This window comes from Arthrobacter sp. NPDC093128 (assembly GCF_040683875.1).
Taxonomy (GTDB): Bacteria; Actinomycetota; Actinomycetes; order Actinomycetales; family Micrococcaceae; genus Arthrobacter.
Map to the genome: position 1 here is coordinate 77,844 of NZ_JBFBEY010000020.1, position 25,578 is coordinate 103,421.

Sequence of the window (25,578 nt, forward strand, 5' to 3'; positions counted from 1 at the left end):
CATCTGTGCTGAAATAGATAAGAACGTCAACAGGGCACTTCGGTATCCGGAATGAACATGGAGATATGAGTTAAGTCATGGGAATTGTTTTCGGACTTGTCTATCTCGCTTTGTTATTCGTATTTGTGGCATTGATCATCCGTTTGGTCTTCGACTGGGTGCAGATGTTTGCACGTGAGTGGAGGCCGCGCGGCGCCGCCTTGGTGGCTGCCCACACTGTCTACTCCGTCACAGATCCGCCCCTGAAGGTGCTGAGGCGCCTTATTCCGCCCTTGCGGCTGGGCGGCATTTCGCTGGATCTCGGGTTTTTGCTGTTGTTCATCGCTATCAGCGTGGCTATGGCAATCGTGAGGTCTTTCGCGTAATTTTCATAACAGCTTGCGGCGCAGTAACAGGGCGGGAAACCGTCACCCACAGCATCGCGCAGAAACTCCGGTTTGACACCTCAGTGTTGAATTAGAGGAACCAGACCATATTTAGGTACCGTAGTTTTGACGGCCGGAAGGCCTACTGACTAACTAGACCAACGAGGTGACCAGATGGCTTTGACGCCAGAAGACGTTGTCAACAAGCGCTTTCAGCCGACCAAGTTCCGCGAAGGCTACGACCAGGATGAAGTTGACGACTTCCTGGACGAAATCGTCGTCGAACTGCGCCGCCTGAACCAGGAGAACGACGAGCTTCGCAAGAAGCTTGCCGAGGGTGGCTCCGGCACGCCTGCCAGCTCCGCAGTAGCGGCGCCGGTAGTGGAAAAGGTCCCTGCACCGGTCAAGGCCGAAAAGGACGAGACCCGGGCAAAGGCAGAAGCCGATGCCAAGGCCGCTGAAGCCAAGAAGAAGGCTCCCGAGCCGGCAACCGCTCTTGCAGCAGTTCCCGCCGCGGCATCCCCTGCTGTGGCTAACCCGACGGCCGAGTCGGCTGCCGGTCTCCTCGCCATGGCACAGCAGATGCACGACAAGCACGTCGCCGACGGCCAGCAGCAGAAGGACAAGATCATCGCCGAGGCGCAGATCGAAGCCAGCAGCCTGGTCAACGACGCGCAGGAGAAGTCCCGCAAGATCCTCGGCGCCCTGGAACAGCAGCGGTCCGTCCTGGAGCGCAAGGTGGAGCAGCTGCGCGGCTTCGAGCGCGACTACCGTTCACGCCTGAAGGCCTACATCGAAGGCCAGCTCCGCGACCTGGACGCCCGCGGCTCCGTAGCGGCCCCTGAGGTCGGCGACGGCAGCCCCGCCGTTTAGCAAGTATTCTGAAAGCCGGTGGCTGAGGACTCCTCGGCCACCGGCTTTTGCCATTAACCGCCACCGGTGCGACCAACGGCCGGCATGAGCACCTTCCTTCCAGTCCCGGGACTGGCTCCTGAATGAAAGCTTTATGACAGACGAAACAGCATCTGCCGCAGCGCAGCCAACACCGACGCAAGCCCGGCCGCGAAAGGCGGCCCTGCTCACGCTCTTCGCCGGCTTCGCTGTTTTCGCCTACGTTTTCGATCAGCTCACCAAACTCTGGGTCACCAGCACCATGGTGGAGGGGGAGCGGATACCGGTGCTGCCCCCGCTGCTGCACTGGTACTACATCCGGAACTCGGGTGCTGCGTTTTCCATCGGTGAGAATGTCACCTGGGTGTTCACCATCATCATGGCCGGCGTTTCGATCGCCATTCTCTTCCAGCTGTGCAAGCTCGGATCCGCCTGGTGGGCCCTGGCCCTCGGCCTGCTCCTTGGCGGCGCGCTGGGAAACCTCACGGACCGGCTGTTCCGCGAACCGTCGTTCGCCATGGGCCATGTGGTGGACTTCATCCAGCTGCCCAATTTCGCGATCTTCAATATTGCCGATTCGGCCGTTGTCTCCGCCGTCGTGATCATCTGCCTGCTGACGCTCCGGGGAATTTCCCTTGACGGTTCACGACTCCAGAAACCGGCGGAGGACCCCAATGCCTGAGAAACTCACTGTTCCTGAAGAGCTGGCCGGCACGCGCGTGGATGCCGGGCTCGCCCGGCTGATGGGCATCTCCCGTTCGCAGGCGGCAACGCTGATCGCCGAAGGAAACGTCAGCTCCGGCGGGAAAGCCGTGGGCAAGTCCCTGAAGCTCGCCTCCGGCACCGTGCTGGATATTGTTGTTCCCGAACGGCGGGACCCCCTGGAAGTCGTGGAGGAAGTTGTGGAAGGCCTTAAGGTACTGCTGGACGACGAGGACTTCGTGGTCATCGACAAGCCGGTGGGTGTGGCCGCGCATCCGTCCCCGGGCTGGGTGGGACCCACGGTTGTGGGCGGCCTCGCCGGGCTGGGGTACCGCATCTCGACGTCGGGCGCACCGGAACGTGCGGGCATTGTGCACCGCCTCGACGTCGGCACGTCCGGGGTCATGGTGGTGGCCAAGTCGGAACGGGCCTACACGGCGCTCAAGCGCGCATTCAAGGACCGCACGGTGGACAAGGTGTACCACGCAGTGGTCCAGGGACTCCCGGATCCCCTCGCGGGCACCATCGATGCACCCATCGGCCGTCATCCCGGCCATGACTGGCGCTTCGCCGTCCTCGAAGACGGCCGCGATTCCGTGACCCACTACGAAGTCATGGAGGCCTTCGGCAAGGCATCGCTCGTGGAAGTCCACCTGGAAACCGGCCGGACCCACCAGATCCGCGTGCACTTTTCCGCCCTGCGGCACCCGTGTGCGGGAGACCTGACGTACGGGGCGGACCCGCGCCTGGCCGCCACGCTGGGACTGACCCGGCAATGGCTGCACGCCAGGCAGCTCGGCTTCGACAGTCCCCGGACCGGGGAACGGGTGACAGTGACCAGCGAATACCCCCAGGACCTGGCCTACGCACTGGAGATTCTTGCCTCCGGGCAGGCCTGAGCCGGAACTGTCGCCGCGCGGCACTAGAATGGTCCGGTGACTTCCAGCAACGACTCGTTTGTCCATCTCCACAACCACACCGAGTACTCGATGCTGGACGGCGCCGCCCGGCTCGGAGAGCTCTTCGATGAAACTGAGCGGCTGGGCATGCCCGCCCTGGCCACCACGGACCATGGCTATCTCTTCGGCGCCTTCGATTTCTGGAAGAGGGCCACGGACAAGGGCATCCGGCCGATCATCGGCGTCGAAGCCTATGTGACCCCCGGAACCGCCCGCGGTGACAAGAGCCGGGTCCGCTGGGGCGAGGAAAACCAGCGCAAGGACGACGTCTCCGGCGGTGGTTCCTACACCCACATGACCCTGCTGAGCTACAACAACGTGGGCATGCGGAACCTGTTCCGCGCCTCGTCGATCGCGTCATTGGATTCGGTCTTCGGCAAATGGCCCCGGCTGGACCGCGAGCTGCTGAACACATACTCGGAGGGGCTCATCGCCACCACCGGCTGCCCGTCCGGTGAAGTCCAGACCCGGCTGCGGCTTGGCCAGTACCGCGAAGCGCTTGAGGCTGCATCGGAATTCCGCGACATCTTTGGCGCGGAGAACTACTTCTGCGAGCTGATGGACCACGGCCTGGATATCGAGCGGCGTGTCACCGGCGACCTGCTGCGCCTGGCCAAGGACCTGAACCTGCCGCTGGTGGCCACCAACGACCTGCACTACACGCACGAGCACGATGCGAAGGCGCACGAGGCCCTGCTGGCCATTCAGTCGGGTTCCACCCTCCTGGAGCCGACCTACGACAACGGCGGTTCACGCTTTGCCTTCTCAGGCAGCGGCTACTACCTGAAGTCACCGCAGGAAATGCGCGAACTCTTCCGCGACCACCCGGAGGCGTGCGACAACACGCTCCTGATCGCCGAGCGCTGCGAAGTATCGTTCAACACCGGTGCCAACTACATGCCCCGGTTCCCCTGCCCGGAAGGGGAGGACGAAACGTCCTGGCTGGTCAAGGAAGTAGACAAGGGACTCCAGTACCGCTACCCCCAGGGCATCCCGGACAAGGTCCGCAAGCAGGCCGACTATGAGCTGGAAGTCATCACCTCCATGGGCTTCCCGGGCTACTTCCTCGTGGTTGCCGACTTCATCAACTGGGCCAAGAACAACGGCATCCGGGTAGGTCCCGGACGTGGCTCCGGTGCAGGCTCCATGGTGGCGTACGCCATGCGCATCACCGACCTTGATCCGCTGCACCACGGCCTGATCTTCGAGCGGTTCCTCAACCCGGACCGCGTCTCCATGCCTGACTTCGACGTCGACTTCGATGACCGGCGCCGCTCCGAAGTGATCGACTACGTCACGCGCAAATACGGCGACGAACGCGTAGCGATGATCGTCACCTACGGCACCATCAAGACCAAGCAGGCACTCAAGGACTCATCGCGTGTGCTGGGCTACCCCTTCAGCATGGGCGAGACGCTGACCAAGGCGCTGCCGCCGGCCGTAATGGCCAAGGACATCCCGCTGGCCGACATCCAGAACAAGGAAGCCAAGCGTTACAGCGAAGCCGGTGACTTCCGCCAGCTCATCAGCACTGACCCCGAGGCTGCCAAGGTATTCGAGACCGCACTGGGCATTGAGGGCCTGAAGCGGCAATGGGGCGTCCACGCCGCCGGTGTCATCATGTCTTCGGACCCCATCATCGACGTGATTCCGATCATGCGCCGCTTCCAGGACGGCCAGGTCATCACGCAGTTCGACTATCCGACGTCCGAAGGCCTCGGCCTGATCAAGATGGACTTCCTCGGCCTGCGGAACCTGACGATCATTTCGGATGCCCTGGAAAACATCAAGATGAACCGCGGTATCGACCTGGACCTCGAAACCCTGGAACTTGACGACACCGCGTCCTACGAGCTCCTTGCCCGCGGTGACACCCTGGGCGTGTTCCAGCTCGACGGCGGCCCCATGCGTTCGCTGCTCAAGCTCATGAAGCCTGACAACTTCGAAGACATCTCCGCGGTGCTGGCCCTCTACCGGCCGGGTCCCATGGGCGCCAACGCGCACACCGACTACGCGCTGCGCAAGAACAAAATCCAGGAGGTCATCCCGATCCACCCGGAACTCGAGGAACCGCTCTCCGAAATCCTCGGTGGCACCTACGGCCTGATCGTGTACCAGGAGCAGGTCATGGCCGTGGCGCAGAAACTCGCCGGCTATACGCTCGGCCAGGCCGACATCCTGCGCCGCGCCATGGGCAAGAAGAAGAAATCCGAACTGGACAAGCAGTTCGCCGGCTTCTCACAGGGCATGCAGGACAACGGCTACTCCATGGCCGCCGTCAAGACTCTCTGGGACATCCTGCTCCCGTTCTCCGACTACGCCTTCAACAAGGCGCACTCGGCCGCCTACGGCGTGATCTCCTACTGGACCGCGTATCTGAAAGCCCACTATGCGCCGGAGTACATGGCGGCCCTGCTGACCTCGGTGGGCGACGACAAGGACAAGTCGGCGATCTACCTCAACGAATGCCGGCGGATGGGCATCACGGTGCTGCCGCCCGACGTCAATGAGTCAGCCCTCAACTTCACCCCTGTGGGCAACGACATCCGCTTCGGGATGGGCGCCATCCGCAACGTCGGCGTGAACGCCGTCGAAGCCATGGTGGTGGCGCGCGAAAAAGAAGGCGCCTACACGTCCTTCAAGGACTACCTCATGAAGGTCCCCGCTGTGGTCTGCAACAAGCGCACGATTGAATCACTGATCAAGGCCGGTGCCTTCGACTCCCTGAACCACCACAGGCGTGCGCTGGCCATGATCCATGAAGAAGCGATCGACTCCGTCATCACCCTCAAGCGCAACGAGGCGATCGGGCAATTCGACCTCTTTGCCGGTTTTGACGAAGCCGAATCCGAGGCGTCCCTGAGTATCGAGATCCCCGACCTCCCCGAGTGGGAGAAGAAGGACAAGCTCTCGTTCGAACGCGACATGCTCGGGCTCTATGTCTCGGACCACCCGCTGCAGGGGCTTGAAGGGCTCCTGAGCCAGCACGCGGACCAGTCCATCACCTCGGTCATCGCGGAGGACGGCCCGCACGACGGCGCCATCATCACCATTGCGGGCATGATCACCTCGCTGAGCCGACGGATCGCAAAGGCCAGCGGCAACGCCTATGCCCGGGCGGAGATCGAAGACCTGGGTGGCTCAATTGAGGTTATGTTCTTCGGTCAGGTGTACGGTCCCATCGCGTCCGTGCTGGCCGAAGACCTCGTCGTCGTGGTCAAGGGCCGCCTGCAGCGCCGCGACGACGGCGCCGTCGCGCTGAACTGCATGGAACTGTCTGTGCCGGACCTCAGCGAGGGCCTGAACGGCCCCGTGGTCATCACCATGCAGACGCACAAGGCCACAGAGGCCGTGGTGACGGAACTCGGTGACGTGCTCCGGACCCACCGCGGCAATTCGGAGGTCAGGCTGCACCTGCAGGGCGACACCCGCGTGGAAGTCATGGCCCTGCCGGTGCACCTGAGGGTCAACCCCAGTCCGTCACTTTTCGGCGACCTGAAGGTGCTCCTCGGCCCGACCTGCCTGGACAACTAAGGCGCGGGCAGGGCCTTGCCCTGGTAGGGACCTAGATTTCGTAGTCGAGGGGGACGGGCTGGCTGTAGGAGCCTGAGTGGTAGAGCAGCGGCGAGCCGTCCTCGCCCACCTGGCCCTCGACGACCTCCACTACCACAACGGCGTTGTTCTCAAAGGAGAGGCGCATCTGGATCTTGCCGATCAGCCAGCCGGCTACGTCCTTAAGGATGGGCACTTCGTGCGGTCCGAGCTCCCAGTGGTCACCCTCGAACCGGTTCTTGGTGCGGGCGAAGCGGTCGGCGAGTTCCTGGTTCTCCAGCCCGAGCATGTGGACGCCGATGTGGGTGGTGTTGGCCACCGCGGGCCATGAACTGGAGCTGCGGGCCATGTTGAATGTGAAGCGCGGCGGCTGCGCGGACAGCGATGCCACGGAGGTGGCCGTGAAGCCGTACGGGACGCCGTTGTAGTTCACCGTGATAATTGCCACGCCGGCCGCGTGCCGGCGGAACATCTCCTTGAACGTGCCTTCGAAGGCTGCGTTGTCTGAGGTCACTGTGATCTAACTCCCTGCTAAAACTGTTGTTTGTTGCGTCCTGCATGCCAGCGTATGGGCGCGCCCTGAACTGGCCGTCACTTATTTACCTGCCGCGTCATTTGTTTAACCACGGTGAACGTTTGTTAATGTTTGTTTCATGACACAGCCACCAGGCAACGGCCCGGTTCCACAGAATCCGAAGCATTCCCAGGATGCCGGCAGCCCACCCGCCTATGGTGAACTTTACCGCGCTGACGGCGATTCGGATTTCGGCGGGCGCGGCCGGACGGCCCGGTCCGGCGAGGACTCCGGCTCCGGCTCCGGCTCCGGAAACGCGGAACCGGCGGCGTGGCGTCGGCCCGCAATCATTGCCGCTGCCGGCCTTCCGGCCGGACTTCTGTGGTGGCTGCTGGCGCCGGGCGGCCTGAATCTCTTGACTCGCGACCCCGCCCTGGCCACCGGCACGAATGCCGAAGGATGGCTGCCGCGGGACCTGGTGCTGGCCGGCCTGTTCCTGCTGGCCGGCTGCCTGACGGGTTTCCTCCTCAACGGCAAACGAACCGGCGCTCCGGCGCCCGGAACCGTGGTTCTCGCCGTGATCGGCGGGGCGCTTGGGGCCGTCATCGCCTGGCAGGCCGGAGTGCTGGCGGGGCAATGGTGGGGCCCGGCCGAGGATACTGCCCCGAACGCCAGCATCGCCTTCTCCCTCCGTTCTTACGCCGTCCTGGCAGTATGGCCCGCAACCGTGGCGATCTCAGTGTTTGTGGTGAACCTGCTCAGCCTCCTCGGCAAACCGCCGGTACAGGACAACTAGCTCGCCCGTGGGCGGGGGAGGCCGCCCGTAGGAGCCTGACCCACGTGGACTTAACACTGAACAAAGCTCTCGCCGCGGCACGTAAAATGGGCTGGTGACCACTTCCCCGGACAGCCCCGCACAGACCACCACGACGGCCATCAGCTACCGCACCATTGATTTGCGCGGCCAGCGGCTCTCCCTGGCCGGGCTCCGCGCTGCTGTTCCCCGCGCGCGGCAGCAGACCATGGCGGACGCCGAGCAGAAGGTTACGGACATCATCACTTCGGTCCGCACCCGGGGCTTCGCTGCGCTGAGCGAGCTCGCGAAGGCGTTCGACGGCGTCGAGCAGGAACACCCCAGGGTGCCCGCCGCCGCGCTGCATGCGGCACTGGAGAACCTCGACCCCGCAGTCCGGGCCGCCCTGGAAGAATCCATCCACCGCGCACGCAGGTTCGCCGACAGCCAGCGGCCGGCAAACATCGACGTCGAACTGGGCGAAGGTGCCGTCGTCAGCCAGAACTGGGTGCCGGTGGGCCGCGTGGGACTTTACGTCCCCGGCGGCCTGGCGGTCTACCCGTCGTCGGTCATTATGAACGTAGTCCCCGCGCTGGCGGCCGGCGTTGCCTCCATTGCCTTGGCGTCGCCGCCCCAGAAGAACTTCGGCGGACTCCCGCACCCCACCATCCTGGCCGCTGCTGCGCTGCTTGGCATTGAGGAGGTGTACGCCATCGGAGGCGCCCAGGCCATCGCGGCGTTCGCCTACGGTGTTCCCGCGGAGGACCCGGAGGCAGCCTTGGATCCGGTGGATGTGGTGACCGGGCCGGGCAACATTTTCGTGGCCACGGCCAAGCGGCTCGTCAAGGGTGTGGTCGGCATCGATTCCGAGGCAGGCACCACGGAAATCGCCATCCTGGCGGACAGCGGGGCCCGTCCGTCGCTGGTCGCGGCCGACCTGATCAGCCAGGCTGAACACGACCCGAAGGCGGCGTCGGTCCTCATCACCGATTCCGAAGCCCTCGCGGAGGCCGTCCGCGCGGAACTCGAGGTGCAGGCGGGACTCACCAAGCACTCCGACCGGGTGCGGGAGGCCTTGTCGGGCCCGCAGTCGGGCGTGGTGCTGGTGGACGACCTGGAACAGGGAATCGCTGCCTGTGATGCCTACGCCGCGGAGCACCTCGAGATTATGACGGCGGATGCGCCGGCCGTTGCGGCACGCATCCGCAACGCGGGAGCGATCTTCGTGGGGGACTACAGCCCCGTGAGCCTGGGGGATTACTGCGCCGGCTCCAACCACGTGCTGCCCACCAGCGGGACGGCTGCTTTCTCCTCCGGCCTGAACGTCACCACGTTCCTTCGCGCCATCCAGGTGGTCAACTACAGCAAGTCGGCCCTCGAAAAGGTCAGCGGGCACATCGTTAGCCTCTCCGGGGCAGAGGACCTTCCGGCCCACGGCGAGGCCGTGACGGCACGGTTCGCCGGCGACGCCTAACCACTACATGTAGTAATTACAGGCTTGTTATTCAGCTACATCTAGTCGTAAACTGAGGTTGGAAGAATGTATTCCGGCCAATCGAAGTTCGGCAGGGGAAGGAAACAACGTGTATTGTCCGTTTTGCCGCAACCCTGATTCCCGCGTCGTGGACAGCCGGATGGCCGACGACGGTTCCGCCATCCGCCGCCGCCGGCAGTGCCCGGAATGCGGCCGCCGGTTCACTACGGTGGAAACCACCAGCCTCACCGTCATCAAGCGCTCCGGCGTTGGCGAACCATTTAGCCGGAGCAAGGTGATCAACGGGGTCCGGAAAGCGTGCCAGGGCCGGCCCGTGACCGAAGACGACCTCGCCATGCTGGCGCAGGAGGTTGAGGAAACCATCCGGGCCTCCGGTGCCGCGGAAATCGACGCCCACGAGGTGGGCCTGGCCATCCTCAGCCCGCTCCAGAAACTGGACGAAGTCGCGTACCTCCGCTTTGCGAGTGTGTACCAGGCATTCGAGTCCCTGGAGGACTTTGAGACGGCCATCTCCATCCTTCGCCATGAAGCAGAAGTTGAAGCGAAGGCCAAGGGCCAGAACTCCGAGAAGAGCCCACTCTAGACTCCGGTGGTGGCAGCGGAGGGGAAGCCGACGCCACCACCGGCACCACCCCCAGAGGGACGGTCAGCGGCCGCCGGCAACAGGCAGTACGGCTCCCGTCACGTAGCCGGCTTCGCCTGACAACAGCCACATCACCGCAGCCGCCACCTCATCGGGCTCAGCGGCACGGCCCATGGGGATCGTCGGATTCAGGCGTTCCACCCGGTCAGGCATTCCCGCCGCCGCGTGCAGCCCGGTGTTCGTGCTTCCGGGCGCGACGCTGTTGACGCGGATTCCCTGCGCGGCGACCTCCGAGGCCAGACCGACGGTCAGCACATCCACGGCTCCCTTGGACGCGGCGTAGTGCGCCCAGGTGCCCGGGGACCCGGCTTTTGTGGCAGTGGATGAAATGTTCACGATGGACCCGCCGGCCCCGCCCGTGCCGGTGCTAAGTCTTCGCACGGCTTCCTGGCAGACGTAGATGAGGCCGGAGACGTTGACGTCCATGACGCGGCGAACCGTGGCCGCCGGCACGTCCGCGAGGTTACCGATCAGGTTGCCCGTGATACCGGCATTATTAATGACGGCGGTAACGGGGCCCAGGCCCGCGGCCCGGTCAAACATCGATCCAACGGCAGCCGGATCGCTCACATCTGCCTGGTGGGCCAGCGCATTCCCGCCGCACCCACGGATTTCCCGCACCACGGACGCGGCACCGGCGGCGTCGGCGGAGTAGTTGACCAGCACGGCGTATCCGGCGTCCGCCGCGCGGAGGGCGATCGCGGCGCCGATTCCCCGACTTGCCCCGGTGACGATGGCAACACCCCTGCCTGCGGCAGCCACGGAATCGGCGCCCGGCCTATTTGGCCAGTTTGTGCGTCAGTGCGACCTCGATCGCGGCGCCGACAATCCCGGCGTCGTTCTTGAGTTCGGCCGGCACAATCGGCGTACGCAGTTTCATGTGCGGTAGGTACTCGTCGGCGCGCTTGGAAATGCCGCCGCCGACGATGAACAGTTCAGGGGAGAAGAGGAACTCGACGTGGGAGAAGTAGCGCTGCAGGAGCACGCTGTATTCGGTCCAGCTCAGGCCGTCCCGCTCACGGGCCACGGCGGACGCCTTGCTCTCCGCGTCAAAACCGTCAATTTCGAGGTGTCCGAGTTCGGCGTTCGGGACCAGCTTGCCGTTGAAGATGAAGGCCGAGCCGATGCCTGTTCCGAGCGTAATCACGAGGACCGTGCCCGAGACGCCCTCTCCGGCGCCGTAACGGGCTTCGGCGAGGCCGGCGGCGTCGGCGTCGTTGATGACCTCGACCGGGCGGCCCAGGCGCTTCGTCAGCAGGGCGTCAATGTCCGTGTTGAGCCAGGACTTGTCCACGTTGGCGGCAGAGTGAACCACACCGTGCTGGATGATGCCCGGGAAGGTCACGCCGATCGGGGAATCCAGGGCAGGAGCGTCCGGCCGTGCGTTGAGCTCCTCGACGACCGTGGCCACCGTTTCGGCAACGGACTCCGGCGTGGCCGGCTGGGGCGTAGGAACGCGGAAGCGGTCTCCTACGAGCTTGCCCTTCTTGAGGTCGACAATGCCGCCCTTGATTCCGGTGCCGCCGATGTCAATGCCGATCAGCGGGGCGTTCTTGGTTGACTTGTCGTCCTTCTTGGCCAATGTGATTCCGTTCGTGGCTGGTGTCGGGCAATGGGCGTAGCGGGCAAAGGTGCCGGTGTGGGGCCGGCCGGGAAATCAGGGCAGAGTGAGGATTTCAGCGCCCGACTCGGTGACGAGCAGGGTGTGCTCGAACTGGGCCGTCCGCTTGCGGTCCCGGGTCACCACGGTCCAGTCGTCAGCCCACATGTCCCACTCGACTGTTCCCAGCGTCAGCATCGGTTCAATGGTGAACACCATGCCCGCTTCCATGACCGTGTTGTACGCGGGAGCAGCGTCGTAATGCGGAATGATCAGGCCGGTATGAAACGCCTCGCCAACACCGTGGCCGGTGAAATCCCGGACAACACCGTAGCCGAAACGTTTGGCGTAGGACTGGATGGCGCGGCCGATGACGTTAATTTCGCGCCCTGGAGCAACAGCTTTGATGGCGCGGTTGAGCGATTCCTGGGTGCGCTCCACGAGGAGCCGCGATTCTTCGTCGACGTCGCCTACCAGGAAGGTGAAGTTAGTATCGCCATGGACGCCGCCGATGAAGGCGGTGATGTCGATGTTCAGGATGTCGCCGTCCTGGACCACCGTGCTGTCGGGTATGCCGTGGCAGATCACTTCGTTCAGTGACGAGCACAGCGATTTGGGGAAGCCCCGGTAGCCCAGGGTTGAGGGGTACGCGTGGTGGTCAAGCAGGAACTCGTGGCCGATCCTGTCCAGCTGGTCCGTCGTGACGCCGGGCCGGATGTGTTTGCCAACCTCCATGATGGCCTGGGCCGCGATCCGGCTGGCGATCCTGATCTTCCCGATGGTCTCGGCGGATTTTACTTCCGAGCCGGTGAACTTCTCCGGACCAGGCTTGCCCACGTACTCGGGGCGGGGAATTGATGCCGGGACGGGCAGCTGCGGGCTGACGGTTCCGGGGACCAGCGTGCCGGTGGGTGCAGTCGAGGCAAGAGAAGGCATAGATTGATCATATAAGGCGGCATGGAAGCCCATGTAACGGAAAGTCCCATCGGAACCCGATGGAGCTTTACGTTACGTGGATCACTCTCGGCAGGCAGGGAGCCTGCAGAATGCGAGGAGCAGCGATGACCGAGTACTGGTACAACGTCAAAACCCACGAGGTGGAAGAAGACGCCATGTCCGACTGGACCCAGCTGATCGGACCGTACAAGACGCGCGCGGAAGCCGAGCATGCCCTGGAGAAAGTCAAGGCACGCAATGAAGCCTGGGAAAAGGGCGACGAGGATTAGGCTGCGCTAGCAGCCCGCACCCCGAAACGCCGGCCCCCATACGGGTGGAGGGGCCGGAGACTGGCTAGAACGAGTGCTCGGGGCCGGGGAACTGGCCCGTCCGGACGTCGTCGCCATAAGCCTTCGCCGCGTTGCTCAGCGACGTGCGCAGGTCGGCATACTGCTTGACGAACTTGGCCATCTTGCCGCCGCGAAGCCCGGCCATGTCCTGCCAGACCAACACCTGGCCCGTGGTGGTGTTGCCGGCACCAATGCCGACGGTCGGAACGGAAATTGCAGCGTCGACGGCGGCGGCGGTGGCGGCCGGAACCATCTCCATCAGCACGCTGAAGGCGCCGGCGTCAGAGAGGGCCACGGCGTCGTCGATAAGCCGCTGTGCATCGTCGCCGCGGCCCTGGACCCGGTAACCGCCCAGGGAATGCTCGCTCTGCGGCGTGAAACCGATGTGCGCCATGACCGGAATGCCGGCCTGGACCATGGCCCGGACGGTGTCCGCATAAAACTTGCCGCCTTCAATCTTCACGGCATGCGCGAGGCCTTCCTTCAGGAAGCGGACGCCGGTGGCGACTGCCTGCCCGGCTGACACCTCGTAGCTTCCAAAGGGAAGGTCCGCGACCACCAGGGCCCGCTTGGCCGACCGTGCGACGGCCCGGCATAGCGGCAGCAGCTCGTCCACGGTGACCGGGAGGCTGGTTTCGTTGCCGAAGACGTTGTTGGAGGCGGAGTCGCCGACCAGGAGCACCTCGATGCCCGCTTCGTCGAAGATCTCGGCCGTGTACTGCTCGTAGGCGGTGAGCATCGCAAAGTGCTCACCGTTTTCCTTGGCCTGCTGCAGGTGGTGGGTCCGGATTCGGGCCGCCGGCTTCCTGCCGGTGGCCGGCGTCGTTGCGGCCGGCTGGGCGGGGCCGTTGCCGTACGGAGCAGGTACTTCAGCGGACATGCTGGAATCGGAACTGTTGCTTGTGGCCATGGCTAGAGCGTAATGCGGTACTGTGCGTCCTAGCTACCAGGCGGCCTGCCGTTGCCGGTGAATCGCGTCACAAAATGGTGTCCTGACGGCTCCTTGGCGCCGTCCTGAGCGGCCGCCGCGGGGCAATTGCCCGGTGCTACGGGGCCCTGTGCGTGTTAACGCTGTGTTACGCGGACCCCCGGCTCCAACATTCAGCGGGAATGCTTAGTAAAGTGAATCGTGAGCTGCCGCCGGCTCTATGGAATACGGACCCGGGGCTTCAAAAAGTTGATCCGGAGAAGAGGCCATAATGGACCGCCAGCAAGAGTTTGTCCTGCGGACGATCGAAGAGCGCGACGTGCGGTTCGTGCGTCTGTGGTTCACGGATGTCGTGGGTTCACTCAAGTCTGTTGCGCTTGCCCCTGCCGAAGTCGAGGGTGCCTTCGAAGAGGGCCTGGGCTTTGACGGCTCCGCGATTGAGGGCCTGGCCCGCGTGTTCGAATCGGACATGCTGGCGCAGCCGGATCCCTCGACGTTCCAGATCCTGCCGTGGCGCGGGGAAACGGAACAGACCTCGCGTATGTACTGCGACATTCTGACGCCCGACGGCGAGCCCTCGGCCGCCGACCCCCGCAACGTGCTCAAGCGCACCCTGGCAAAAGCCGCGGACATGGGCTTTACCTGCTACACGCATCCAGAGATCGAGTTCTACCTGCTGAAGTCGCAGGAGCCCGGTCCGGACGGTTCGCCCATCCCCGTGGACGAAGGCGGCTACTTCGACCACGTCCCGGGCGGCGTCGCGCAGGATTTCCGGCGCACCGCAGTCACCATGCTGGAGTCCGTGGGCATCTCCGTGGAGTTCAGCCACCATGAAGCCGGTCCCGGCCAGAACGAGATCGACCTCCGTTACGCCGACGCCCTGCAGACCGCGGACAACATCATGACGTTCCGCACCGTCATCAAGGAAGTGGCCCTCCAGCAGGGCACGTACGCCACCTTCATGCCCAAGCCGTTCACGGCCCACCCCGGCTCCGGCATGCACACGCACTTCTCGCTCTTCGAAGGCGACACCAACGCCTTCTACGAAGCCGGTGCAGAGTTCCAGCTGTCCAAGACGGCCAAGCAGTTCATCGCAGGCATCCTCAAGCACGCCCCCGAATTCACGGCCGTGACCAACCAGTTCGTGAACTCCTACAAGCGGCTCTGGGGCGGCGGCGAAGCCCCGAGTTACCTGAGCTGGGGCCACAACAACCGCTCCGCACTGGTGCGCGTCCCGCTGTACAAGCCGGGCAAGGGCCAGTCCGCCCGCATCGAGTACCGCGGCATCGACTCCGCAGCCAACCCCTACCTGGCCTACGCCGTGCTGCTTGGTGCCGGACTCAAGGGCATCGAAGAAGGCTACGAGATCCCCGCCGCAGCCGAAGACGACATCTGGTCGCTGAGCTCGGCCGAGCGCCGCGCCATGGGCCACGATCCGCTGCCCGCAAGCCTGCACGACGCCATCCGGGCCATGGAGGATTCCGAGCTCATGCCGCAGATCCTCGGTGAGCAGGTCTTTGAGTACTTCCTGCGCAACAAGCGCGCCGAATGGCAGGACTACCGTCTCCAGGTCACGCCCTACGAGCTGCAGCGTAATCTCGGCATCCTCTAGGCGGCTGCGGTGAGCCTTGCCCGTCGCCTCATCTCCGCCGGTTTCAGTGACCTGGAAAAGGGGGAGCGGTTCCTCGCTGCCCGCGAACTGGAAGGAATCGACCAGGAGGCACTGTTCGCGGGCTTCCACCTTGCCGCCAGCCCGGACACTGCGCTGCAGTCGCTGGTGCGTCTGATCGAAAAGCATCCCGACCTTCGGAAGCTCGCGGCGGCGGACATCGATACGAGCGAGCCGCTGTACCGGGTGCTGGGGGCCTCTGAGGCCCTGGGTGAATTCCTGATCCGCCATCCGGAACACCTGGACGCCTTCGAGGTAGTGGCAAGCCCGGAGCCCGTCCCTGCCGACGCCCGGGAACTCCGCGCGCGCCTCCTGAGGTCTGTGCAGGCAGACCCGAAGGCGCGCAGGCCGGTGGCCGGGTTGTCCGGTCCGGACGCCTACGCGGCGCTGCGGACTGCATACCGGCGCGGGGTGGTGGACCTGGCCGTCAAGGACCTGTGTGCCGCTGATCCGCTGGATTTCATGCCCGCGGCGGGTGCCGAACTGGCGGACCTCGCCGGAGCGGCGATTGAGGCGGCGCTGGCCGTCTCCCGGGCCGAAGCGGGGGAGCAGTTCTCGGCGGCGGAGGTCGCCGACGTCGGCCTGGCCGTCATCGGCATGGGCAAGTGCGGTGCCCGCGAACTTAACTACATTTCCGACGTCGACGTCATCTACGTGATCGAAGCGGACGAGCTGGATGATGCCCGCGCCAACACCATCGGCACAGCCCTCGCCACCGGTATCTCCAGGGCCATCATGTCGATCGGCCGGGAACCCGGCCTGTGGGAAGTGGATGCGAACCTGCGGCCCGAAGGCAAGTCCGGACCGCTGGTGCGGACCCTGGCGTCCCATCAGAGCTACTACGCACGGTGGGCTGAAAGCTGGGAGTTCCAGGCACTCCTGAAGGCCCGGACCATCGCCGGTGACGCAGAACTGGGCGCCCGGTACGAGGCCGCCGTCCTGCCCCTGATCTGGGGTTCGGCAAACCGGGAAGGCTTCGTGGAGTCGGTGCAGGCCATGCGCCGCCGGGTCACGGACAACATTCCCGCGGACGAGGAACAGCGGCAGATCAAGTTGGGCCGCGGCGGCCTGCGGGACGTCGAATTCACCGTGCAGCTGTTGCAGCTGGTGCACGGAAAGGCCGACGAATCCCTGCGCCACCGCGACACCACCTCGGCGATTGCCGCACTCTCAGCCGGCGGTTACATCGGACGTACGGACGCCGCGGAATTCGACCATGCCTACCGGTACCTGCGGCTCCTTGAGCACAGGATCCAGCTCTTCCAGCTGCGGCGCACGCACCTTATGCCGGTCAGGGACGACGCCCTGCGTGCCCTCGCGAAGGCCGTGCTGGGCCCGTTCGCACGTGAACGGCCGCACCCCGATGCGCTGCTGGCAGCCTGGCAGAAGACAAAGCGGTCCGTCCGGGAACTGCACGAGCGCATTTTTTACCGGCCGCTGCTGAACACCGCCGCAAAGCTAAGTAGCGAAGATGCACGCCTGACACCGGAGGCCGCCCAGGGCCGCTTGGCCGCCCTGGGCTACCTGGATCCGCAGGGTGCCATGCGGCACATCGAGGCGCTCACCGCCGGAGTGAGCCGGCGGGCGGCGCTGCAGCGCCAGCTCCTTCCCATCCTGCTGGGGTGGCTCGCCGACGGGGTTGACCCTGACGCCGGCCTCCTGGGTTTCCGCCGCGTCAGCGAGGCGCTCGGAACAACACATTGGTATCTGGGAATGCTGCGGGACTCGACGGCAGCCGCCGAGCGGCTTTGCCATGTGCTCTCCAACTCCCGGCTGATCGCCGACCTCTTGGAGGTCTCCCCGGAATCCGTGGCCTGGCTGGGGACGGACAAGGAACTGGCCCCGCTGGAATTCGCGGCCCAGTGGCTGGAAATCACCTCGAAAATGTCGCGGCACGAGAACCCGGAAAACGCCATGCGCCTCATCCGGCTGATCCGGCGGCGGGAAATCCTCAGGGTCGCCATTGCGGACAGTGCCGGCCTGCTGGACCAGGACCAGGTAGGGGCGGCCCTCGCAGACACGGACCGCGCCGCCGTCCTGGGCGCCCTGCGCGTGGCCGAAGGAATCGTGGCCGCATCGGGCCCGCTGAAGACAAGCGTCCTCGTGGTTGCCATGGGCCGGCAGGGCGGCCGCGAGATCGGCTACGGCTCGGATGCGGACGTGATGTACGTGTACCGCGGCCTGCCCGGCGTTCCCGACGAAGAGGCGCAGAACCAGGCCGCCCAGATGGTGGGCCACATTTCGAACCTGCTGACCCAGCCGCTGAAGCCGGCCATCCTCGCCGAGCGTGTGCTGATGGTGGACGCCGATCTGCGCCCCGAAGGCAAGAGCGGCGCCATGGTGCGTTCCCTGAATTCGTACGCGGAGTACTACCGCAGATGGTCGCTCGTCTGGGAAGCGCAGGCACTGCTGCGTGCTCTGCCCATTGCAGGGGACGACGAGCTGGCTGACGACTTCGTGGAGCTGATCGATCCGATCCGGTATCCGGCGGAACTGTCGGAGAAGGACGTCCGGGAGATACGGCGCGTCAAGGCCAGGGTCGAATCAGAGCGGCTGCCGCGGGGAGCGGATTCCGCACGGCACCTCAAGCTGGGCCGCGGCGGCCTGAGCGACGTCGAGTGGCTCGTTCAGCTTTTGCAGCTGCAGCATGCGGGAAAGCACCCGGAACTGCGGACAACATCCACCGTGCCGGCTCTGGAGGCAGCAGCGTCACTGGGCTTCCTGGAGCCGGACGAGGCTGCGCTGCTGCTGCAGGCCTGGCGGCTGGCGAGCCGCATCAGGTCGGCCAATGTGATCTGGACGGGCCGCGCCTCGGACGTCCTGCCGTCTTCCCGCCGGGACCTGGAAGCCGTGGCCCGCTGGTGCGGCTACCAGCCGGGCAACGCGGCAGCACTCGAAGAGGACTACCTGCGGCTCAGCAGGCGGACCCGCGCGGTTTTCGAACGGGTTTTTTACGGCCAGTAGCCGGCTTGGAGGCGCGTTGCGCCGGGGGTGCCGGGGGCTGACAGGTGACGGGCGCCGATGTTAGTTTGAGCGCATGGCCACGCAACTCTTTCTGAATCTTCCCGTCAAAGACCTGAACCGGTCGGTCGAGTTCTTCACGGCGCTCGGCTTTTCCTTCAACCCCGATTTCACCGACGAAAACGCCACCTGCATGATCGTTAATGATGGCGCCTACGTCATGCTGCTGGTGGAAGGCTATTTCAAGACGTTCATTTCCAAGGGCATAGCGGACACCGGCGGCACCGCCGAAGCAATCGTGGCATTCTCCGTTGACAGCCGCGAAGCCGTTGACGACACGATCCGGAAGGCCCTGACCTCTGGAGGCACCCCTGCGCAGGAAGCCCAGGACTACGGGTTTATGTACAACCACAGCTTCCAGGACCCGGACGGCCATCTCTGGGAGGTCTTTTGGATGGACCCTGCCGGGCCGCCTGCCGACGCCCAGGCGCCGTAACCCCTGCACGCCAACCACCGACTACTGGCCCAAAGCGCGACGCCGGCTGTCACCTTCCCAGGTGACAGCCGGCGTCGTGGTTTCTGGGTAGGCTCAATCCATGCCTGATTCCGTGTGGCTCATCGCCCTGAAGAGCCTCGACGACGACGCCAAAGCAGTCAAACTGGGCGAAGTCGCCGAACTGGGACTCGCGGAAGGCCAGCAGGACTTCGCGGGGGATCCGCTGCGCATGATGCTCATAGCGCTGGAAGAGGACTCACGGTTTCCCTATGTGGTGGACTCCCGCGGAGAAGCCGTCGGTGTGTTCACGCTTCAACGCGGTGCGGCGTCCCTGGCGGGGTGGGACGACGACGACTCCGTCTGGCTGCTGCGGGGCTTCCTCATCGACCGCACCCGCCAGGGCCGGGGGCTTGGCACCCAGGCGGCTGCGGCTGCGGTCCGTGAAGCGGCCAGACTCACCGGCCGGCTGGGCGGGGGAGAGACCGGCGTCGTGCTGTCCGTGAATGAACGCAACCCGGCCGGGCAGGCCGCGTACCGGAAGGCCGGTTTCGAGGACCGCGGTCAGTACCTCGGCGGCGACGCCGGACCGCAGCGGACCATGTACCGGGCGTTCTGAGCGCGCAATTCGGTTCCGCCGGCCGGGACGCTAATTTCTTTCCCGCTCGCTTACAGGTGTGCTCCATGGGGCTTATGTGACTGAAGGGGCACATGCTATCTTTAGTGCATCCTGAATGCATCTGTGATATGGGGAGCAGTGAATGTCACGCGCACAAAATAGCGGAGCGGGCCCATCAGCTGACTCCTCCACGCGCGTTTCACCCCGTCGGTTCGCAAACGCCTTCGTGATATTCGGCACAGTCGGCACGATCAGCGCCCGGAGCGCCAGATTCCCTTCCGGCCTCCGGTTCGCCACCATGCGGGGCGCCGGCACCTAGCCTCCACGGGTCCGTGAATCCAGCTGCTTCGCGCGCTGGCAATGCCGAAACGATTCCGGGATTTCGGCAGGTGCACGGACGGCACCGGAAATGGGAGACCCCCTGCAGGGCGGTCCTCCCAGGTTGCCTAAGCCCTTCATCACGAAAGTCACCATGCCTCTCTTTCAGCGATCCGCGGCCCTCGTTGCTGCCTTGCTTCTTTCGACGGCCGTGCTGGCATACCTGCCGGCTTCACCAACCATGGCCGCCACTGCTCCTTCACCCGGGAACATCACTGTCGAGGAGGTCGAAGGCACTCCGCACGCCGCCCACGCTTCGGAAACGGCCGTTGCCCCACTGCCGAAGGGCCAGGAACTCGGCACTGAGGCCCTCGAACTCCAAGGCGCCGCCGGCCTCACCAGGACCGGGGACATCAAGGTGGCCCTGGTTACGGTTCAGTTGGCGGACAAGAGCGCCGCGGACACCAGCGGGATTTCCCTGGATGCGGCCAAGAACGGAATCACGGCTTCGAGCAACTATTGGAAGGCCATGTCCAACAACAGGCTTTCCATGTCGGTGGCCTCCGTTCGGACGGGCTTCAAGTCCTCGGCGACCTCCGGCCAGGACTACTACACCATCACCAACACGGTGACCCGCGAACTGGGCTGGGTCAGCAGTCCCTACACCGCTTTGGTGATCTACGTCCCGGTGCCCACCCTTTCGTGGGGCGCCCTGGGCTTCGGAGCCAGCAGTGACGGCACGAGCGGGCGTATTCTGATGCCCCTGCCCAGCAAGTTCACCAACAACGTGGTGGCCCACGAATTCGGACACGTTCTCGGCCTTATGCACGCCGACAGCCTGCAATGCGGCAGCGGCATCGCCGACGTCGGCCCCAGTCTCACAGGGGGATTTGCCGACACGTCCTGCAGTATCCGCGAGTATGGCGATACGACCGATCTGATGGGCGCGGCGCAGTACAGCATCCCGGCCATCAGCTCCAGCTTCTGGGACCGCGGGGGATTCGGCAGGGGTGATGAGATCCTCAACGCCGGCCTGGTTTCGGGAATCACGAAATACACGCTGAAGGCCTGGGCCGGAAGCGACGCCAACCGCGCAGTGAAGTTCACCGATCCGAAGAGTAAGGAGGTCTACTACCTGGAACTGCGCTTGCCTGTCGGCTACGACACATCGACGGCCGTCAGCGGCAACCGGGGCGTCAAAATTGTCCAGTCAGGAGGAGCCACCGCCGCCAGTTCACTGATTCTCATGCCATCCACCCTCCCTTTCTCGGGCTACTACGCGACCAACCAGACCTGGCAGGCGGGCCAGACCTTCACTACCTATACAGGCACGAGGGTGACGGTCGACTACGTGACGAGCACGTCCGCGGGCGTCACCATCAACGCCTCGCCGTTCGTTGACGCGTATCAGTCCGCATTCCAGACCCAGATCGACTGGATGTACGACCAAAAGTTGTCCACCGGCTGGGCCGACGGTACCTTCAGGCCGTTCACCACGATGTCCCGGGAGGCAATGGCTGCGTTTATGTACCGGCTTGCGGGTAGCCCGGACTTCACGCCGCCGGCCGTGTCACCGTTTGATGACGTTCCGACCTCCCACGACTTCTACAGTCAGATTGCCTGGATGAAGTTCACCGAACTCTCCACGGGCTGGGCGGACAGGACCTACCGGCCATATGAATCGATCACCCGCGAGGCGATGTCAGCCTTCATCAACCGCTACGCGGGGAAGCTGTGCCGTATTTCAGACGCGGACGTCGCTGCGCCAGCCGTTTCCCCCTTCGTTGACATGACGCCGGGGAGCGGCTTCTACCGGGAGATTTCCTGGATGAAGTCCGCCAGAATATCAACCGGCTATGCCGACGGCACCTACCGGCCGGCCGACGCCGTCACCCGTGAGCAGATGGCCGCTTTCATCTTCCGTCTCGACAGTTACGTGGCAGGCAATGGCGGCTGCGTGGCCTGACCCCGCCCGCCATGGCCGGAAGGGGACTGGCGAAGGGCGGTCGCAGGTGCACGCCTGTGACCGCCTCCGGCACTGCCAGGACCGGTGCGGCCTGTACCGTGTGACACAAAAAAGCCCGCATCTGCTGCTGAGGCAGCAGATGCGGACTTTCTGCGGACTAAACGCGGTTTAGGCCGGCAGTCTGACTAGACGCCGTAGTAGAGCTCGAACTCGTAGGGGTTCGGGCGCAGCGAGAGCGGCTTGATCTCGTTCTCGTACTTGTACTCGATCCAGGTGTCGATCAGGTCCTGGGTGAACACGCCGCCGGCCTGCAGGAACTCGTTGTCCTCGGCCAGTGCGTCCAGGGCCTCTTCGAGGGTGCCCGGAGCCTTGGGGATGTCCTTGGCTTCCTCGGCGGGGAGCTCGTAGAGGTCCTTGTCGATGGGAGCCGGCGGTTCGATGCGGTTGCGGATGCCGTCAATGCCGGCCATCAGCTGGGCAGCGAATGCCAGGTACGGGTTCGAGGAGGGGTCCGGAGCGCGGAACTCGATGCGCTTGGCCTTCGGGTTGGAACCCGTGATGGGGATCCGGATACCGGCGGAGCGGTTGCCCTGCGAGTAAACCATGTTGACCGGAGCTTCGAAGCCCTTGACCAGGCGGCGGTAGGAGTTAACCGTCGGGTTGGTGAACGCGAGCACGGCGGAGGAGTGCTTCAGCAGTCCGCCGATGTACCAGCGGGCCATGTCGGACAGGCCGGCGTAACCCTTCTCGTCGTAGAACAGCGGCTCGCCGCCGTTCCACAGCGACTGGTGGCAGTGCATGCCCGAGCCGTTGTCGCCGAAGACGGGCTTCGGCATGAAGGTGACCGACTTGCCCCAGGCGTCAGCGGTGTTCTTGATGACGTACTTGAACTTCTGCAGGTCATCAGCAGCGTGGGTCAGCGTGGTGAACTTGTAGTTGATTTCAGCCTGGCCGGCGGAACCAACCTCGTGGTGGCTGCGCTCAACCTCAAGGCCGGCCTCGTCCAGGGCAACACACATGGCGTCGCGCAGGTCGGCCTGCTTGTCCGTGGGGGAAACCGGGAAGTAGCCGCCCTTGACGGGGGTCTTGTAGCCGAGGTTTCCGCCTTCTTCTTCGCGGCCGGTGTTCCAGTGCGCTTCTTCCGAGTCGATCTTGTAGAAGCTGCCCTGCGGGGAGGACTGGTACTGGACGTTGTCGAACACGAAGAACTCGGCCTCGGGTGCGAAGAATGCGGTGTCCGCAATGCCGGTGGACGCGAGGTAGGCTTCAGCCTTCTCGGCCACGCCGCGAGGGTCGCGGTGGTACGGGTCGCCCGTGCGGGGGTTCACGATGGAGAAGTTCAGCGCGAGGGTCTTCTCCATGCGGAACGTGTCCAGGAACGCCGTGGTGACATCCGGGATGAGCTGCATGTCGGACTCAGCGATGCCTTGGAAACCGCGGATGGAGGAACCGTCGAAGAGCTGGCCATTGATGAAGAAGTCTGCATCAACGCTCTTTGCCGGCACATTGAAGTGCTGCTGCACGCCAGGGAGATCGGTGAAGCGGATATCGACGAATTTAATATCTTCGTCCTTGATGAACTTGAGGACTTCGTCCGCAGTCTTGAACATCTATGCTCCTTACGCATATGTAATAACTGGCTTGAAAGCCATATGGTCCAGCGCAATCCGACGGCGCGAAAACACAAAAATGTCCCCGCTCCCAGCTCGCTAGCAACTGTTACCACCCTAGGGACACGGGGTTTCCCGTCCGTGTCCGCTTTGTTTCCGGCAGGTTACATAACCGCCTGATATCTAAACGCTATACGGTGTCCACACTGTGGTCTATCCGCATCCATACTGTGAACTTCACCCGGAATTTCACAGCGGCCTTACCGGTGGTCTTCCTGCAGAAGATAGTCTTGATACGTGGTTGATCGCAAAGACATAGGCTCGTGGCTCAGTGGGCCGGACACGTCCGGCATTTCCAAATATCCCGGGGAGCGACTCGGCCTGCCCGAGGCGGGACCGGGCTCCATGGCCCGGGCGGGGCGCCGGATCCTTGCCATCTGCATCGACTGGGGCCTGGCGCTCCTGATCAGCAATTTCGCCTTCGGCGGCGACCCGTGGGCAACGCTGGCCGTGTTTGCGGCCGAACAGATCCTGCTCATCGGAACCCTGGGCTACAGCATCGGCCACCGCCTCGCTGGAATCCATGTTGTCCGCCTGGGCGGCGCTCCGGCAGGACCGCTGGCCGCGCTCGTCCGCACCGTCCTCCTGTGCCTGGTCATCCCGGCGGCCGTCTTTGACCCGGATCACCGGGGCCTGCACGACAAGGCGATGAACACCATCCTCATCCGGCTGTAGTCACGGCCGGATCCAGCCCCGACCGGCTGTAGCCGGGCCGCGTAGACCGCAGCGGGTCAGACGTTGGCGGTCTCGCGCTCTTGGGCTGCGGATCGTCCGATGCCGGCCGGGGTCAGGTACCCGCGCTTGCCCGCCCAGCGTTCGAACAGGACGGTGGCGAACGGGAACACTGCGGAGAGCCCGGCGAAGAATGCCACCAGGAACGGCCACCGCTGCAGCCGCCAAAGAGCCAATGCCGCCACTCCGTAGGCGATGAACAGGGCCCCGTGAACCGGTCCGGCAATCTCCACGCCCAGTTCCGAGGTCCGGGCTACCCACTTGAAGTACATTCCGGTCAGGAGGGCTGCCCAGCTGAAGGCTTCGGCTATGGCGAGTATCCGAAAGAGGCGGATGACGGCTGGTTTCGAGGGCAGTTTCACGGGTTCTCCGTTTTCGCTCGTGACAGTGGTCGGCTGGTGGTGGTTGTCCCAAAGCAAACGCCCCGGTTGCCGGCGGGAAGGCCGGACGCCGGGGCGTTGACGGTGCTGTTAGCGGCCGCGGGCTGCTTTGCGGTCCGGCCGGGCTTTGTAGGGGTCGATTCCCTTGGGGATGGGGAGGCGGTTTCCCAGCGAGGAGATGCGCTTGGACACTGCGCTCACTTCGAGCTTGGTGAGTTCCTTGTCCAGCTTGTTCATCTTCTTGGCGACCTGGCTGAGGGGAACCTGGCCTTCGCCGCGGCCAGTCTCGATGACGTGCACGGTGACGTTCGGCAGGATGCGCGCCAGGCGCTTGCGTTCCGCATCGACCAGCGGCCTGACACGGTGCGTGGGGCCTTCGCTGACCAGGACGACGCCGGGTCGGCCGATGGCGCGGAAGACGGCGTCCTGGGTGCGGGGATTGACGGCGACGGGCTGGTCTTCGGTGATCCAGCCGCGCTTCAGCGTGCCGAGGGCTGCGCCGGATGCACCGGGCTGGTTCTCGATCTGGGCAAAGGCGGCCCGCTCAGCCCGCCGGGAGAGGATCAGGGTGGCGGCAAGAAGACCAAGCGGGATGCCGATGATCAGGCCCGTGATCCAGTTTTCGAGCAGGTAGCCCACCAGGAAGCTGACAGCCACGACGCCCAGGAAGGACAGCAGCATGAGCCAGACCACCATGGGATCATGGCGGCGGGTCATCTGGAAGACTTCGATGATCTGCTTCAGCCTGCTGGGCTTTTTGACCTTGGCTTCCTTCGGCTTGCGAGAGAAGAGGCCACGCTTCGGAGCGTCGGAGGCTGCCGGAGTCGGATTGCTGGAATCAGGGGAATTCGCCATAGTGCCTTAATTCTACGTGATTTATGCCTGAGGGCCGGACGCCGGAGTGCTCCGGTTCCGGCCCTCGGGCACGTTTGTGACGAAAGGTCCTAGGAGTGCGCTGCGATCAGGGAGCTGGCTTCCTGGCGGGTGGTGCCTGAGCTTTCGATGTGTGCGAGTTCTGCGGGGATTTCCCAGCCCTTTTTGC

The 25,578-nt window shown here is 64.4% G+C and carries 23 protein-coding genes; 15 read left to right on the forward strand and 8 right to left on the reverse strand.

Annotation, left to right across the window (positions count from 1 at the left end; genetic code table 11):
* The first annotated feature begins 77 nt into the window (after positions 1-77).
* The 5 genes from AB0N24_RS21160 to dnaE all read left to right on the forward strand — a co-directional run bounded on the left by AB0N24_RS21160 (position 78) and on the right by dnaE (position 6,451).
* Positions 78-365, forward strand: coding sequence for a YggT family protein (locus tag AB0N24_RS21160; protein WP_104175493.1), 288 nt, complete (start codon positions 78-80; stop codon positions 363-365).
* A 174-nt stretch (positions 366-539) separates the two neighbouring features.
* Positions 540-1,238, forward strand: a complete 699-nt coding sequence (locus AB0N24_RS21165) for a DivIVA domain-containing protein (protein ID WP_364128648.1) — start codon at positions 540-542, stop codon at positions 1,236-1,238.
* A gap of 133 nt (positions 1,239-1,371) precedes the next feature.
* On the forward strand, positions 1,372-1,938 hold the full coding sequence (gene lspA, locus AB0N24_RS21170; RefSeq protein ID WP_364128651.1) for a signal peptidase II: 567 nt from the start codon (positions 1,372-1,374) through the stop codon (positions 1,936-1,938).
* Positions 1,931-2,857: an RluA family pseudouridine synthase gene (locus AB0N24_RS21175; RefSeq protein WP_364128653.1), complete on the forward strand. Its 927-nt coding sequence runs from the start codon at positions 1,931-1,933 to the stop codon at positions 2,855-2,857. The genes lspA and AB0N24_RS21175 overlap by 8 nt, the downstream gene beginning before the upstream one ends.
* Positions 2,858-2,893: 36 nt before the next feature.
* Complete coding sequence (gene dnaE, locus AB0N24_RS21180) at positions 2,894-6,451, forward strand: DNA polymerase III subunit alpha (RefSeq protein ID WP_364128655.1); 3,558 nt, start codon at positions 2,894-2,896, stop codon at positions 6,449-6,451.
* 31 nt (positions 6,452-6,482) lie between these two features.
* On the opposite strand, the gene AB0N24_RS21185 is transcribed toward dnaE, so the two are convergent.
* Positions 6,483-6,983, reverse strand: a complete 501-nt coding sequence (locus AB0N24_RS21185; protein ID WP_104175498.1) for a flavin reductase family protein — start codon at positions 6,981-6,983, stop codon at positions 6,483-6,485.
* Positions 6,984-7,122: 139 nt separating this feature from the next.
* Between AB0N24_RS21185 and AB0N24_RS21190 the strand changes: the two genes are divergently transcribed.
* The 3 genes from AB0N24_RS21190 (at position 7,123) to nrdR (ending at position 9,854) form a co-directional block, all read left to right on the forward strand.
* Positions 7,123-7,779 (forward strand): hypothetical protein, encoded by a 657-nt coding sequence (locus AB0N24_RS21190; RefSeq protein WP_364128658.1) that lies wholly within the window; start codon positions 7,123-7,125, stop codon positions 7,777-7,779.
* Between the two features lie 94 nt (positions 7,780-7,873).
* The gene (hisD, locus tag AB0N24_RS21195) at positions 7,874-9,250 is read left to right on the forward strand and encodes a histidinol dehydrogenase (RefSeq protein WP_364128661.1); all 1,377 of its coding nucleotides are present in this window, start codon (positions 7,874-7,876) and stop codon (positions 9,248-9,250) included.
* A gap of 109 nt (positions 9,251-9,359) precedes the next feature.
* Complete coding sequence (nrdR, locus tag AB0N24_RS21200; RefSeq protein ID WP_104175501.1) at positions 9,360-9,854, forward strand: transcriptional regulator NrdR; 495 nt, start codon at positions 9,360-9,362, stop codon at positions 9,852-9,854.
* 63 nt (positions 9,855-9,917) lie between these two features.
* On the opposite strand, the gene AB0N24_RS21205 is transcribed toward nrdR, so the two are convergent.
* From AB0N24_RS21205 to map, 3 genes are all read right to left on the reverse strand, one after another.
* Positions 9,918-10,676 (reverse strand): SDR family oxidoreductase, encoded by a 759-nt coding sequence (locus tag AB0N24_RS21205; RefSeq protein ID WP_364128663.1) that lies wholly within the window; start codon positions 10,674-10,676, stop codon positions 9,918-9,920.
* Between the two features lie 16 nt (positions 10,677-10,692).
* Positions 10,693-11,496 carry a polyphosphate--glucose phosphotransferase gene (ppgK, locus tag AB0N24_RS21210; RefSeq protein WP_104175503.1) on the reverse strand — a complete coding sequence of 268 codons (804 nt, stop codon included), beginning with the start codon at positions 11,494-11,496 and terminating at the stop codon, positions 10,693-10,695.
* 75 nt (positions 11,497-11,571) lie between these two features.
* Positions 11,572-12,450, reverse strand: coding sequence for a type I methionyl aminopeptidase (gene map, locus AB0N24_RS21215; protein WP_364128667.1), 879 nt, complete (start codon positions 12,448-12,450; stop codon positions 11,572-11,574).
* A 125-nt stretch (positions 12,451-12,575) separates the two neighbouring features.
* On the opposite strand from map, the gene AB0N24_RS21220 reads away from it, so the two are divergent.
* Entirely contained in the window at positions 12,576-12,740 is a 165-nt protein-coding gene (locus tag AB0N24_RS21220; protein WP_146072382.1) for an SPOR domain-containing protein, read from the forward strand.
* Between the two features lie 64 nt (positions 12,741-12,804).
* Here AB0N24_RS21220 and panB read toward each other — a convergent pair whose 3' ends face one another.
* A complete protein-coding gene (panB, locus tag AB0N24_RS21225; RefSeq protein WP_364128670.1) occupies positions 12,805-13,710 on the reverse strand; it encodes a 3-methyl-2-oxobutanoate hydroxymethyltransferase in 906 nt (301 codons plus the stop codon).
* 289 nt (positions 13,711-13,999) lie between these two features.
* On the opposite strand from panB, the gene glnA (AB0N24_RS21230) reads away from it, so the two are divergent.
* The 5 genes from glnA (AB0N24_RS21230) to AB0N24_RS21250 all read left to right on the forward strand — a co-directional run bounded on the left by glnA (AB0N24_RS21230) (position 14,000) and on the right by AB0N24_RS21250 (position 21,754).
* Positions 14,000-15,340, forward strand: coding sequence for a type I glutamate--ammonia ligase (gene glnA / locus AB0N24_RS21230; RefSeq protein WP_104175506.1), 1,341 nt, complete (start codon positions 14,000-14,002; stop codon positions 15,338-15,340).
* 9 nt (positions 15,341-15,349) lie between these two features.
* Positions 15,350-18,361, forward strand: a complete 3,012-nt coding sequence (locus AB0N24_RS21235; protein WP_364128673.1) for a bifunctional [glutamine synthetase] adenylyltransferase/[glutamine synthetase]-adenylyl-L-tyrosine phosphorylase — start codon at positions 15,350-15,352, stop codon at positions 18,359-18,361.
* 73 nt (positions 18,362-18,434) lie between these two features.
* Positions 18,435-18,854, forward strand: coding sequence for a VOC family protein (locus AB0N24_RS21240; protein ID WP_364128676.1), 420 nt, complete (start codon positions 18,435-18,437; stop codon positions 18,852-18,854).
* Positions 18,855-18,954: 100 nt separating this feature from the next.
* On the forward strand, positions 18,955-19,470 hold the full coding sequence (locus AB0N24_RS21245; protein WP_364128679.1) for a GNAT family N-acetyltransferase: 516 nt from the start codon (positions 18,955-18,957) through the stop codon (positions 19,468-19,470).
* A gap of 472 nt (positions 19,471-19,942) precedes the next feature.
* Positions 19,943-21,754, forward strand: coding sequence for an S-layer homology domain-containing protein (locus tag AB0N24_RS21250; RefSeq protein WP_364128681.1), 1,812 nt, complete (start codon positions 19,943-19,945; stop codon positions 21,752-21,754).
* 185 nt (positions 21,755-21,939) lie between these two features.
* Here AB0N24_RS21250 and glnA (AB0N24_RS21255) read toward each other — a convergent pair whose 3' ends face one another.
* Positions 21,940-23,364, reverse strand: coding sequence for a type I glutamate--ammonia ligase (gene glnA / locus AB0N24_RS21255; protein ID WP_104175526.1), 1,425 nt, complete (start codon positions 23,362-23,364; stop codon positions 21,940-21,942).
* A 297-nt stretch (positions 23,365-23,661) separates the two neighbouring features.
* Here glnA (AB0N24_RS21255) and AB0N24_RS21260 point away from each other — a divergent pair, with 297 nt between their 5' ends.
* Positions 23,662-24,099: an RDD family protein gene (locus AB0N24_RS21260; protein ID WP_364128685.1), complete on the forward strand. Its 438-nt coding sequence runs from the start codon at positions 23,662-23,664 to the stop codon at positions 24,097-24,099.
* A gap of 56 nt (positions 24,100-24,155) precedes the next feature.
* Here the strand turns inward: AB0N24_RS21260 and AB0N24_RS21265 are convergent, their stop codons facing one another.
* Both AB0N24_RS21265 and AB0N24_RS21270 read right to left on the reverse strand, forming a co-directional pair.
* Positions 24,156-24,512: a DUF3817 domain-containing protein gene (locus AB0N24_RS21265; protein WP_364128700.1), complete on the reverse strand. Its 357-nt coding sequence runs from the start codon at positions 24,510-24,512 to the stop codon at positions 24,156-24,158.
* A 114-nt stretch (positions 24,513-24,626) separates the two neighbouring features.
* Positions 24,627-25,391, reverse strand: a complete 765-nt coding sequence (locus tag AB0N24_RS21270) for a DUF4191 domain-containing protein (protein ID WP_364128687.1) — start codon at positions 25,389-25,391, stop codon at positions 24,627-24,629.
* Positions 25,392-25,578 lie beyond the last annotated feature (187 nt).